Origin of the sequence: Mesorhizobium sp. M0037 (genome assembly GCF_040323635.1) — a bacterium.
Lineage (GTDB): Bacteria > Pseudomonadota > Alphaproteobacteria > Rhizobiales > Rhizobiaceae > Mesorhizobium.
In genome coordinates, this window is the sequence record NZ_JAMYVB010000005.1 from 291,156 (window position 1) to 301,598 (window position 10,443).

The window sequence follows — 10,443 nt, forward strand, 5'->3', positions numbered from 1 at the left end:
TCTTGGACGTTTGGCGACAGAAAATTGCGTCGGGCGCTGTTGAAACGAAATTTCGGTCCCGGCACTCCTTCGTGATCGCCTTTGGCTTTACCGCTTTTTCAGCCCTTGGCCCTTGCGCGTCAAACCCCGAAACGGCCATGGTCGCGCTCTTGTCGCAACCAGACTTTCTCAACCAGGCAGGGACTTTCCTGATGTTCTTTGCATCCGACAACTGGGCGGGCGTCCATTCCAACATTGCCGCCGGGCTGTCAGCCAATGCTGGCGGCTTTTCGACCGCCTATGGCGATGGCGATCTCGACCGGGCCGTCTACCAGCGTTTCAGCGAGATCTTCGAACGCGAGGTCGCGGTGTTCTTCGTCGCTACCGGCACGGCGGCCAACTCGCTGTCCCTGGCCGCTTACAACAAGCCCGGCGGCATTTCCTTTGCGCACCGCGAATCGCACATCATCGAGGACGAATGCGGCGCGCCGGAATATTTCAGCGGCGGCTCGCGTCTCCATGCTGTCGACGGCGCCCTGGGCAAGATCGATCCGCACAATCTTGAACGCGCCGTCGCCCGTTTCGCACCCGAAATCGTCCATTGGGGACGCCCGACGGCCGTCTCGATCACCCAATCGACCGAAGTCGGCACAGTGTACGGGCTCGACGACATTTCCACCATTTCGGAGATCGCCAAACGCTTTTCCCTGCCGCTGCATATGGACGGCGCCCGTTTTGCCAACGCATTGGTCGCGCTTGAGACGACGCCGGCCGAAATGACCTGGAAGCGCGGCGTCGACATCGTCTCGTTCGGCGGCACCAAGAACGGCTGCTGGTGTGCCGAAGCGGTGGTGCTGTTCGATCTAGACCGCGCCAAGGAGTTGTCCTTCCTGCGCAAGCGCGCCGCACAGCTGTTCTCCAAGTCGCGCTTCATCGCAGCGCAGTTCGACGCCTACTTCACAGACGGCCTGTGGCTGGACACGGCCCGTCATGCCAATGCCATGGCCGCGCGCCTGGCGGCTGCGATCGAGGATTCGGCAACGGCGAAGCTCGCCTGGTTGCCGCAGGCCAACGAGGTGTTCGCGGTGATGAAAAAGGCGGAAGCCGAAAGGCTGCAATCCGTCGGCGCAGCCTTTTACGACTGGCACAGGCCGCACGGCTTCGACGGCCATGTCGGCGAGGACGAGTTGCTCTATCGCTTCGTCACCAGCTTTGCCACGACTTCAGATGAGGTCGATCGCTTCGGCCAGATGATCGCCTGAACCCGCGAGACCGCGCCAATGACAAAGCCACCTCTCGGCTCAACCATGCGGCTGGTTCGCCCGGCGCCAAACGTGCTCGGCTTCTACGATGGCCGCGTTGACGGCGTTCGCGCCTGGTCGGACGAGCCGAACTGGCTGGACGACGGCGCCTATGCCCTCGGCATCTGCACCTATGCGATCGTCGATGGTTCGCAGGCGCTTGTCTACGACACGCATATTTCGCTGCCTCACGCGCGCTTCATCAGGCAGACGCTCGAAGAGATGGGCGCAACATCGATCCGGGTCGTGCTCAGCCACTGGCATGACGATCATATTGCCGGCAATGAGGTGTTTCAGGATTGCGAGATTATCGCCAACACGCTCACCGCCTCGGCGCTCGCGAACAACCGGGCTGAGATCGAAAGCGGTGTTCCACCGATCAAGCCTCTCGTGCTGCCGAACAGGACCTTCGCAGGCAGTCTTGACCTCGCCGTTGGATCGATCGCCGTCGAACTGCGTCAGGTCGAAATCCACAGCCATGACGGCACGGTGCTGTTCATGCCCGAAACCGGCCTGCTCCTGGCGGGCGACACGCTCGAGGATCCGATCACCTATGTCAGCGAGGCGGATCGGCTGGCGCAACATCTGGTTGATCTCGAACGCATGGCCGGCTGGTCGATAGACCGCATCTTGCCCAATCACGGCTCGCTCGAAGCGATTGAGCGAGGCGGCTACGACAAAGGCCTCATCGCCGCCACGCAAGCCTACGTTCAAAAACTGCTTCGCTGCCGGCGTGAGCCTGATCTTGCGAAGCAGGATCTGAAAACCTTCGGCGCCGACATGTTCGCCACGGGCGCGGTCGAGTACTTCGCGCTGTACGAGCCCGTCCACCGGCAAAACGTCGAGGCCGTTCTCGCAACCGGCACCGGTCGCTAAGCAAGGAAAGGCCGCGCCAAAAGCTCGAGGCCAAGCAAGATCAGGAAAATAAGAAACCAGCGCCGGAAGGTCGCCGGGCTGATCCGCTGCCGGAGCAACTGTCCGAGCCACATGCCGAGCAAGGCCGGCGCAACCGCCAGCGACGACATGGCGACATGCCCGACCTGGAACGCGCCGTGCGAGGCAAGGCCGGCAGCGAGCGCGATCGTCGACACGGTGAAGGACAGGCCGAGCGCCTGGATCAGATCGTCACGGCTCAAGCCCAGCGCCTGAATGTAAGGCACAGCGGGCACGACAAACACGCCGGTGCCGCCGGTGACGATGCCGGTAAGGAAACCGACGATGGGCGACGACCAGCGCTCGGCTGACGCGGGAACCGTCAACTGCCGCGCCAGCAGCGTATAGACGGCATAGACGATCAGCGCCGCCCCGAGGCCGGCCGTCGTCCATTTGACATTGTCGCTGGCCAGCAGCCATGAGCCGGCCAGCGTGCCGGCGACGATGCCGACCATCATCAGCCACAGCCGACTGAGGATCCATCCGAAGCTCGGGCCGGCAAACAGCTGCCAGATATTGGTGACGAAGGACGGCACGATCAGCAGCGAAGCCGCGGCGACCGGCGGCATGATTGTGCCCAGCAGCCCCATCGCCAACGTCGGCAGTCCCATACCGGTAACGCCCTTGACGATGCCGGCCAGCAGGAAGGTCACCGCAATGGTTGCCGTTAGGGCCAGGGAAAAATCAGCCGAGAGATCAGACATCGCCCTTCATGGGAAGACGGCGCCCGCCGCAAAAGAGCCAGAACTCTTCGGTTGGGGTGACAGAGGCTGCGGCGAAAAAAGCGGCGCCTCGCGGCGCCGCTTTCGTCTCGGGAGGAGACGCTTTTAACCTTGGGCGTTGTGACGCCGCCGTCTTGGTCACGCGGCGTTCTTGGCCTCGATCTGCTTGGCGTTGGCCGAAGAGGCGGTAATCGCGATCTTGCGCGGCTTCAGCTCCTCGGGGATGTTGCGCTTAAGGTCGACGAAAAGCAGGCCGTTCTTCAGCGTGGCGCCGACGACCTCGACATGGTCGGCAAGCTGGAAGCGGCGCTCGAACGAACGCGAAGCAATGCCGCGGTAGAGCAGCTCGGAGCCTTCGCCATTGCCTTCTTCCTTGCGCTCACCCTTGACGGTCAGCACGTTGCGGTGGGCTTCGATCGAAATCTCTTCGTCCGAGAAGCCGGCAACCGCCATCGAGATGCGATAGGCGTCCTCGCCGGTGCGCTCGATGTTGTAGGGCGGATAGGTCTGCGCGCCATCAGGCTGGGCCAGCGAGTCGAGCATGGTGAACAGGCGGTCGAAGCCGACGGTCGAGCGATAGAGCGGGGAAAAATCAACGTGACGCATGAGGTGTTCTCCTGTTGAGCAACATGTTTGCGTGTGGCCGGTGCGAAACCCTGGAAAGGCGTTTCGGTGGACCAGCAGCCCCAAGAGCGGCGGCTGCATCCGACATTTGGGGAGCGCAAAAGCGCATTTCAAGGATTTTTGAAGAGCGCCAATCGAGGCGTCGATGAACGGCAGATGAACCGCCGCTTCGGCGCCCGTTCAGCCGGCCGGTGCCAGAGTGCCCCACGATAAAGAACCAGGCGGCGCCGGATGAAAGCGCCGCGACGAGGCCGACCGGGTGTAACGTCCCTTCCTCCCGGATCGACAGAGGCCGGAAGCACGCCGCCGCAGGCTGCTTCCGGCCTTGCTCGTTGTTCGTCCGCCCCCTTGGCGCCCTCCCTTTGCTTTTCATCCATTGGCGTCTATCACCATGCCGACGCCCCTGCCGGGTGAGACACCACGAACACGCAAGCGCCTAATGACGGATCTCTTCCATCCCACGCCAGGCAATCCGCCGCCGCAAAATGTCGGCGGCGGCTTTTTCACCACGCGCGACGGCAAGAAGATCCGCTACGGCCTTTTTGCCGCGGTCACCCGGCCGCTGAAAGGCACCGTCGTGCTGCTGCCCGGCCGCAACGAGTGCATCGAGAAATATTTCGAAACCATCCGCAACCTGACCGACCGCGGCCTCGGCGTCGCCACCCTCGACTGGCGCGGCCAGGGCGATTCCGACCGGCTGATCGCCGACCCGCAACGCGGCTATGTCCGCTCCTTCTACGATTACACCGGCGACCTCGAACAGTTCTTCGAGGATATCGTGCTGCCCGACTGCCGCGGCCCGTATTACATCCTCGCCCATTCCATGGGCGCCGTGATCGCGCTGCTCGCGGCACCGTCGATGGTCAACCGGGTGCGTCGCATGGTGCTGATTGCGCCTTTCCTGACGGTGCCCGACTCGCCCGTGTCGGCAAAAACCGCGCGCCGCGTCTGCTCGATATTGTGCTTTCTCGGCCTCGGCCGGCTCTACGCCGCCTGGGGTCCGCGTCCCAGGGAAACCCTGCCCTTCGCCCTCAACAAGGTGACATCGGACCCCGGGCGCTATCAGCGCAACACGAAAATCTACGAGCACTATCCGCAACTGGCGCTCGGCGGGCCGACGATCCGCTGGCTGCAGGCGGCAATCAAGGCAGGCGAAGCCATCAGCGAGCCCGACTTCATGGCCAGGATCCAGGTGCCGCTGCTGATGATCGCCGCCGGCGCCGATCAGGTCGTCTCGACCAAGGCCGTGGAAGCCTACGCCAGGCGTCTGCGCCTCGGCTCGCTGCTGATGATCGATGGCTCGAAACACGAGATCCTGCAGGAGGCCGATGTCTATCGCGAGCAGTTGCTCGCCGCCTTCGACGCCTTCATACCCGGCAACGACGACCCGACAGCCTGATGCCGCCGGCGCTGCATGTTGCGGCGCCTTGAGCTTGCGCCTGCTGACAGCCTTCTGTCAGGAGCAGCGCCGGCAGCACCCAAAGAGCTAAAGATTCTGACAGCCGGTGCCGCCCCGGAATGCTCATCTCTCCGCATACTGAACGCCAAGGGGATGACGTCATGACCGAGAAAACCTGCGCTGCCTGCGATTGCCAGCTGGACGCCAACCCGATCCGCGTCAAGGTCGGCGGCAAGACCGTCGAGGTCTGCTGCGAGGAATGCGCGATTGCGCTGAACGAAGCCGGCGCCTCAGTGGCCGGCGCATCAGTGGCCGGCAACGGGGAAGCCTGAGCGATGCGCCCCGATCATGCAGCGGCGGCGCAATGCCTCGCACATCAGCCGACAACTCAAACCGCGACGTTCCGGCGGTCCTTGCGGACACAAGGCATCGCGGCGGCCAACTGGATCGGCCGTCAACTGGAAAGGCGCCGAAGCCGCCTTGCCTTGCTCGAAATGACCGACGAACAGCTCAAGGACATCGGTCTGTCGCGCAGCGACGCTCACTGCGAATACATGCGCCGTTTGTGGGACTGAGCCATGGCCGTTACGAAGGGCCCGACAGGTGAAGTCTCCTGACAGGTTTGGACAAGCCAATCGCCTAAATGTGCCGGAGCAGCTTTCGGTGCAAGGGTAGAATGCAACGGCCATGTCTCAGCTCACCATGTCGCAGTTCACGGTACAGACGCTTCTGGACACCGGCACCGTCAGGGTGAGGGATGTCCTCTGCAGCGGCGAATGCCGGCACAAGAGCGAAGAAGAGTGCACCGCTGCCACGCATCTTGTGTTTCCCTATCGCGGCGTCTTCGTGCGCCATGTCGGCCGCAACGATGCGGTCGCCGAAGCCAACCAGTTGTTGTTCTTCAACAACGCCGAAGGCTACCGGATCAGCCATCCCGTCAAGGGTGGCGATTCCTGCCTCGATCTCGTTGTCGAGGAGGCGCAACTGCAGGAGCTGACGCCGAAGGAGCAGTTGCGCTCGGGCAGCGCCGTGGCGTTTCGTCGTCAGCGCCGCCGCATCGACCCGCGGGCTCAGGCGCTGGTGGCGGTGCTGCGCCACAGCCTGAGCCGCAACATTGCCGAAACGCTGGAGGCCGAAACCCTGGCGCTGACGCTGGTGCGGCGCTCCCTCGGCGAGCGCACCTCGCATGCCGCCGGCGCAAGCGCTGGCCGGCAGAAGCTGGTCGATCGCGCCAAGCTCGTCCTGTCCTCGGATCTTTCGCGGCGCTGGACGCTGGCCGAGATCGCCGCTGAAGTCGGGGTATCACCGGTTTATCTCACGCAGGTTTTCCAGCAGGTCGAGGCGATGCCGCTCTATCGCTACCATCTGCGCATGCGGCTGGCGCGCGCGCTCGACCTGCTTGGCCGCTACGACAATCTGACCACGCTCGGCCTGGACCTCGGCTTCTCCAGCCACAGCCATTTCAGCTCAGCGTTCAGGCAGGTCTACGGGCGAACGCCGGCGGAATTCCAGCGCTCGATCAAGCCGCGCTGATCGGGTCGACTATCAGCCCCGCAGGGCTGCCATTGCAGCCGCATGAAGCTCCGGCGTTGCGGCGGCCAGGATGTCGCCGCCCTTTTCCGCCGGACCGCCCTCGAATGTGGTGACGACGCCGCCGGCCTTTTCGATGATCGGGATCAGCGCCACGATGTCGTAGGGTTTCAATCCGGGATCGGCGACGATGTCGACGCTGCCCGAGGCAATCATGGCAAAGGCGTAGCAATCGGCGCCGTAGCGGGCGAGCTGGATCTGTTTCTCGAACGCGTCGTAGCGGGTGCGCGCCTCGCCCTTGAAAAGCGCCGGCGTGGTGGTGAACAAGGTCGCCTCGTCAAGCTTCGTCCTCTTGCGGGTCGACAGCTTCCGCGGCCCACCGGGGCCTTCGTAGTGGGAGCCGGAAGCGTTGGCGTAGAACAGCTCGCCGGTGAACGGCTGCGCCATCATGCCGGCGACGGCGTCACCGTCGACCGTCAATCCGACCAGCGTTCCCCACACCGGCAAGCCTGAGATGAAGGCGCGGGTACCATCGATCGGATCGATCACCCAGACATGCCTTGAGGAGATGTTTTCGCTGCCATGTTCTTCGCCAAGGATACCGTGATCGGGATACTCAGCCGAGATCAGCGCCCGGATGGCGCGCTCGGCCTCGCGGTCGGCCTCGGTGACCGGGTCGAAACTGCCTTTTTCCTTGTTGGCCACCGCGCCCTGTGCGCGGAAACGCGGCAAGGTTTCAGCCGCCGCCGCTTGCGCGATCCGGCGCATGAAATCGATGCTGATGTCCACGTGATTCTCCCGCATTGCAGAGTGCCAACCCGGTCTGCCGGCACTTTCCCGCCAAAACAAGCCGGTTTATCGATTTATCAGAGACATCAGCGTTGCCGAAATGTCACACATCGGGACCATCGAAACGCATTTTCACATCAGAGTGAATTAAAAAAGCGTGGAATCGATTGACATTTGTGCATCGCACAATAAATTTGTTCTCGGACAGGTTTTCCTGTCCATGCCCTCCTTGGGCGTTTCCTCCCTAGACTTCGACCGTGTCGTGCAAACGATGCGGTCTTTTTTTACGCTGCGGGATGGCCAGCGCGGGATCTCATGAACAGCCGCCGCTCCGGCGTCATTCGGCGGCCAGCGGCAGGTCGATGAAGTGGTGGTCGGGCATCGCCATCAGGTCGGCCGAAAAGCGCGCCATATCGTCGGCCAGCGCATCGAAGCCGGCCGATTTCTGGAACGTCCGCTCATTCATGTAGAGGCCGCGATTGACCTCGATCTGCAGCGCATGCAGATGGCGCGCCGGCCGGCCGTAATGCTCGGTGATGAAACCCCCTGCATAGGGTTTGTTGTGGGCGACGGTGTAGCCCATGCCGATGAGCAGGCCGATCGCCGTCTCGGTCAGGGCCGCCGTGGCCGAGATGCCGAAACGGTCGCCCACGATGAAATCCGGCCGCAGGCCGCTGTCGCCCACCCTGATGCTCGCCGGCATCGAATGGCAGTCGATCAGCACGGCATAGCCGAACCTGGCATGGGTTCTGGTCAATAGCCGCTTCAGCGTCTCGTGATAGGGTTTGTAGACCGCCTCTATGCGCTGGACGGCCTCCGCCAGCGGCAGACGGCCGGAATAGATGTCGAGCCCCTCACCCACCAGCTTGGGCACGGTGCCGAGCCCGCCGGCAACGCGCGCCGAGCGGATGTTGCAGAAGGACGGCACCGGCTCGGCGAACATGCGCGGGTCGAGTTCCCAGGGTTCGCGATTGACGTCGAGGTAGGCGCGCGGAAAATTCGCCGCCAGCATCGGCGCGCCCAGCACCACCGCGCTGCCGAACAGCTCGTCGACATAGCAATCCTCGGAGCGGCGGATGGCGTTCCGGTCGAGCCGCGCCATGGCCAGGAAGCGGTCTGGATAATAGCGGCCGCTATGCGGTGAGTTGAAGACGAAGGGAACGCGCTGCTCGGCGCCCGATCGGATTTCGAAGGGTGGAACGACCGAAAAATCTTCGGCTGCCGTCGTCAATTTGAACGAACCCGGAAACAGCAATGCATCATGATGGGAAACTGCCACCTCATCGGCCGCATGTCCAGCATTTCGGCATGTCAGGAACCCCGTCAAATCAGGATTAATGCCGCCAACGTTCACTTGATGTTTACCGTCAGCTCCTCATATACAGGATGGTTAACGGGCTTGCCGGACGGCAGGCTTGGCTGGGGTGATTCGGACGGGACAAGATGGCACGCATTCTGCTGGCGGAAGACGACGACGACATGCGCCGGTTCCTGGTCAAGGCACTGGAGCGGGCCGGCTACCACGTCAGCGATTTCGACAATGGCGCCAGCGCCTACGAGCGGCTGCGCGAAGAACCTTTCTCCCTGCTGCTGACCGATATCGTCATGCCGGAGATGGACGGCATCGAACTCGCCCGCCGCGCCACCGAGATCGATCCCGACCTGAAGGTGATGTTCATAACCGGTTTCGCGGCCGTCGCGCTCAACCCCGATTCCAAGGCGCCGAAAGACGCCAAGGTGCTGTCCAAGCCCTTCCACCTGCGCGATCTCGTCAACGAGGTCGAAAAAATGCTGCAGGCCGCCTGAAGCACGCACAGTGTGATCTCGCCGCTTCGTCGGCGGCGCGACAAAACGAGCCTTTCTTTCCCTTTCCGGCTATTGACGCGCTGGACCAAAAATGGTGTATGCGCGGCTTCGGATGGGCGTGTAGCTCAGCGGGAGAGCACTGCATTGACATTGCAGGGGTCACAGGTTCAATCCCTGTCACGCCCACCATCCTTTCAATAACTTAGCCAAGCCCGTTTTTGGCTGACCCCTTCGACGACTTAGCCGGTAAGGCGGCCACCGCTTGTGGCAGCCGCCTCGTTCAAACGCGACGCGCTTTAGACGTGGTGCGGGCTTAGCGTCCTTGAAGGCGCAGGCTCGATGCCGTCCTCCATAAGAATATCCTTCTTGCGAGCGAACGCGACGAAGACGCCTCGTGCTGTCTCGGGTTCCACATCACCAATCAGAGCGGCTTTGCAAGCGCGAATAGCAGCTCTCTGCTCCGGGCTGTTGCCACACCATTCGGCTGCGAATTGATAGGCATCTGCGACCGTGTTGAGTTGGCGGGGAAAGCCCAAGCCCACCCACACCCGGACCGGCTTTTCAAAAGGTTTCGATAGCATCATGACCTCCTTTCCTAATGCATGTCACCCAGAAGTGTGCCGCGGGTCTGGGACAACGACATGCATCAAAACAAAGACTTAAAGCGTGTCGCATGAATCGGTTTCAGCGCGACGCGCTTTAGGCAGTCACTCCTCCGCCTTCGCCACCTCTGCCCATCATCCACGGCATTGTCGTGGATGCTTCTTCAAGGATTCTGGCTGCTTTCGCAAAACCGCTGAACGCGTCTCTGGCTGCGGAAAGCGGATAATCGCTATCGAAAGCTCGCTGGCAGGCCCGCAATGCGGTTTGGTGAATGGGGCCGCGCCTGTCCTTTGGCCATTCATAGAGGAACTCCAGAGCATCCTCGAGACACGTGATTTCCTGAACAAGGTTGTCGCCGCTTTTCACGAAAACGGCGCTGTCGAACATCCGATCGTTCATATGATCCTCCAAATCGAACGAACCATTGAGTTTCATGGTTTGCGCGGTCCAGGCCAACTGCGGGAGCGCGACAGAGGCGCGCCAGTACGTCCTGCAGTGATCATCTTCGTTTCTCCGCAATCACGGCCTCCCGGCCGAAGCCGGGAGGCGGACCCGCAGTTCAAAGTGACAGATCGACAGGATTACGCGGCTTTACGCGCGCGGTCCGTGTCTTGCGTGATCTGAGTGGCGACCGTTTGCGTGTCGCCCACGCCGATGCTGATGCGGCGCGGTTTCAGCTCTTCGGGAATCTCACGGACGATGTCGATCGAGAGGAGGCCATTCTCCAGTTTGGCTGCCTTGATCTTCATGTGGTCGG

Annotated in this window: 13 protein-coding genes and 1 tRNA gene; 8 read left to right on the top strand and 6 right to left on the bottom strand. The window is 62.3% G+C overall.

The window, feature by feature from the left end:
- Positions 1-191: 191 nt before the first annotated feature.
- Both NKJ78_RS11380 and NKJ78_RS11385 read left to right on the top strand, forming a co-directional pair.
- Positions 192-1,241: a threonine aldolase family protein gene (locus NKJ78_RS11380; protein WP_023686416.1), complete on the top strand. Its 1,050-nt coding sequence runs from the start codon at positions 192-194 to the stop codon at positions 1,239-1,241.
- 18 nt (positions 1,242-1,259) lie between these two features.
- Positions 1,260-2,156 carry an MBL fold metallo-hydrolase gene (locus NKJ78_RS11385; protein ID WP_023737640.1) on the top strand — a complete coding sequence of 299 codons (897 nt, stop codon included), beginning with the start codon at positions 1,260-1,262 and terminating at the stop codon, positions 2,154-2,156.
- Here NKJ78_RS11385 and NKJ78_RS11390 read toward each other — a convergent pair.
- Entirely contained in the window at positions 2,153-2,917 is a 765-nt protein-coding gene (locus NKJ78_RS11390) for a sulfite exporter TauE/SafE family protein (RefSeq protein ID WP_023728418.1), read from the bottom strand. The two genes, NKJ78_RS11385 and NKJ78_RS11390, sit on opposite strands and share 4 nt — an antisense overlap.
- A gap of 156 nt (positions 2,918-3,073) precedes the next feature.
- Positions 3,074-3,541, bottom strand: a complete 468-nt coding sequence (locus NKJ78_RS11395) for an Hsp20 family protein (protein ID WP_023671202.1) — start codon at positions 3,539-3,541, stop codon at positions 3,074-3,076.
- A 457-nt stretch (positions 3,542-3,998) separates the two neighbouring features.
- Between NKJ78_RS11395 and NKJ78_RS11400 the strand changes: the two genes are divergently transcribed.
- From NKJ78_RS11400 to NKJ78_RS11415, 4 genes are all read left to right on the top strand, one after another.
- Positions 3,999-4,958, top strand: coding sequence for an alpha/beta fold hydrolase (locus NKJ78_RS11400; protein ID WP_023737639.1), 960 nt, complete (start codon positions 3,999-4,001; stop codon positions 4,956-4,958).
- Between the two features lie 161 nt (positions 4,959-5,119).
- A complete protein-coding gene (locus tag NKJ78_RS11405) occupies positions 5,120-5,290 on the top strand; it encodes a hypothetical protein (protein WP_023683236.1) in 171 nt (56 codons plus the stop codon).
- A 3-nt stretch (positions 5,291-5,293) separates the two neighbouring features.
- Complete coding sequence (locus NKJ78_RS11410; protein WP_023686421.1) at positions 5,294-5,533, top strand: DUF1127 domain-containing protein; 240 nt, start codon at positions 5,294-5,296, stop codon at positions 5,531-5,533.
- A 127-nt stretch (positions 5,534-5,660) separates the two neighbouring features.
- Positions 5,661-6,491, top strand: a complete 831-nt coding sequence (locus tag NKJ78_RS11415) for a helix-turn-helix transcriptional regulator (RefSeq protein ID WP_023737638.1) — start codon at positions 5,661-5,663, stop codon at positions 6,489-6,491.
- 12 nt (positions 6,492-6,503) lie between these two features.
- Here the strand turns inward: NKJ78_RS11415 and hisN are convergent, their stop codons facing one another.
- Both hisN and NKJ78_RS11425 read right to left on the bottom strand, forming a co-directional pair.
- Positions 6,504-7,277 carry a histidinol-phosphatase gene (gene hisN, locus NKJ78_RS11420; protein WP_023671197.1) on the bottom strand — a complete coding sequence of 258 codons (774 nt, stop codon included), beginning with the start codon at positions 7,275-7,277 and terminating at the stop codon, positions 6,504-6,506.
- 337 nt (positions 7,278-7,614) lie between these two features.
- On the bottom strand, positions 7,615-8,556 hold the full coding sequence (locus NKJ78_RS11425; protein WP_023704024.1) for an N-formylglutamate amidohydrolase: 942 nt from the start codon (positions 8,554-8,556) through the stop codon (positions 7,615-7,617).
- A gap of 164 nt (positions 8,557-8,720) precedes the next feature.
- Between NKJ78_RS11425 and cpdR the strand changes: the two genes are divergently transcribed.
- Together cpdR and NKJ78_RS11435 are read left to right on the top strand one after the other, a co-directional pair.
- On the top strand, positions 8,721-9,083 hold the full coding sequence (gene cpdR, locus NKJ78_RS11430) for a cell cycle two-component system response regulator CpdR (protein ID WP_023671195.1): 363 nt from the start codon (positions 8,721-8,723) through the stop codon (positions 9,081-9,083).
- A gap of 114 nt (positions 9,084-9,197) precedes the next feature.
- Positions 9,198-9,272, top strand: a tRNA-Val gene (locus tag NKJ78_RS11435).
- A gap of 107 nt (positions 9,273-9,379) precedes the next feature.
- Here the strand turns inward: NKJ78_RS11435 and NKJ78_RS11440 are convergent.
- Positions 9,380-9,667 carry a DUF982 domain-containing protein gene (locus tag NKJ78_RS11440; protein WP_245260022.1) on the bottom strand — a complete coding sequence of 96 codons (288 nt, stop codon included), beginning with the start codon at positions 9,665-9,667 and terminating at the stop codon, positions 9,380-9,382.
- 115 nt (positions 9,668-9,782) lie between these two features.
- The gene (locus NKJ78_RS11445) at positions 9,783-10,085 is read right to left on the bottom strand and encodes a DUF982 domain-containing protein (RefSeq protein ID WP_023733492.1); all 303 of its coding nucleotides are present in this window, start codon (positions 10,083-10,085) and stop codon (positions 9,783-9,785) included.
- Positions 10,086-10,443 lie beyond the last annotated feature (358 nt).

Excerpts from the sequence above, each read along its gene's own strand:
- NKJ78_RS11380 (WP_023686416.1), top strand. The coding sequence starts at position 192 with ATGTTCTTTGCATCCGACAACTGGGCGGGCGTCCATTCCAACATTGCC.
- NKJ78_RS11385 (WP_023737640.1), top strand. The coding sequence starts at position 1,260 with ATGACAAAGCCACCTCTCGGCTCAACCATGCGGCTGGTTCGCCCGGCG.
- NKJ78_RS11390 (WP_023728418.1), bottom strand. The coding sequence starts at position 2,917 with ATGTCTGATCTCTCGGCTGATTTTTCCCTGGCCCTAACGGCAACCATT.
- NKJ78_RS11395 (WP_023671202.1), bottom strand. The coding sequence starts at position 3,541 with ATGCGTCACGTTGATTTTTCCCCGCTCTATCGCTCGACCGTCGGCTTC.
- NKJ78_RS11400 (WP_023737639.1), top strand. The coding sequence starts at position 3,999 with ATGACGGATCTCTTCCATCCCACGCCAGGCAATCCGCCGCCGCAAAAT.
- NKJ78_RS11405 (WP_023683236.1), top strand. The coding sequence starts at position 5,120 with ATGACCGAGAAAACCTGCGCTGCCTGCGATTGCCAGCTGGACGCCAAC.
- NKJ78_RS11410 (WP_023686421.1), top strand. The coding sequence starts at position 5,294 with ATGCGCCCCGATCATGCAGCGGCGGCGCAATGCCTCGCACATCAGCCG.
- NKJ78_RS11415 (WP_023737638.1), top strand. The coding sequence starts at position 5,661 with ATGTCGCAGTTCACGGTACAGACGCTTCTGGACACCGGCACCGTCAGG.
- cpdR (WP_023671195.1), top strand. The coding sequence starts at position 8,721 with ATGGCACGCATTCTGCTGGCGGAAGACGACGACGACATGCGCCGGTTC.
- NKJ78_RS11440 (WP_245260022.1), bottom strand. The coding sequence starts at position 9,667 with ATGATGCTATCGAAACCTTTTGAAAAGCCGGTCCGGGTGTGGGTGGGC.
- NKJ78_RS11445 (WP_023733492.1), bottom strand. The coding sequence starts at position 10,085 with ATGAACGATCGGATGTTCGACAGCGCCGTTTTCGTGAAAAGCGGCGAC.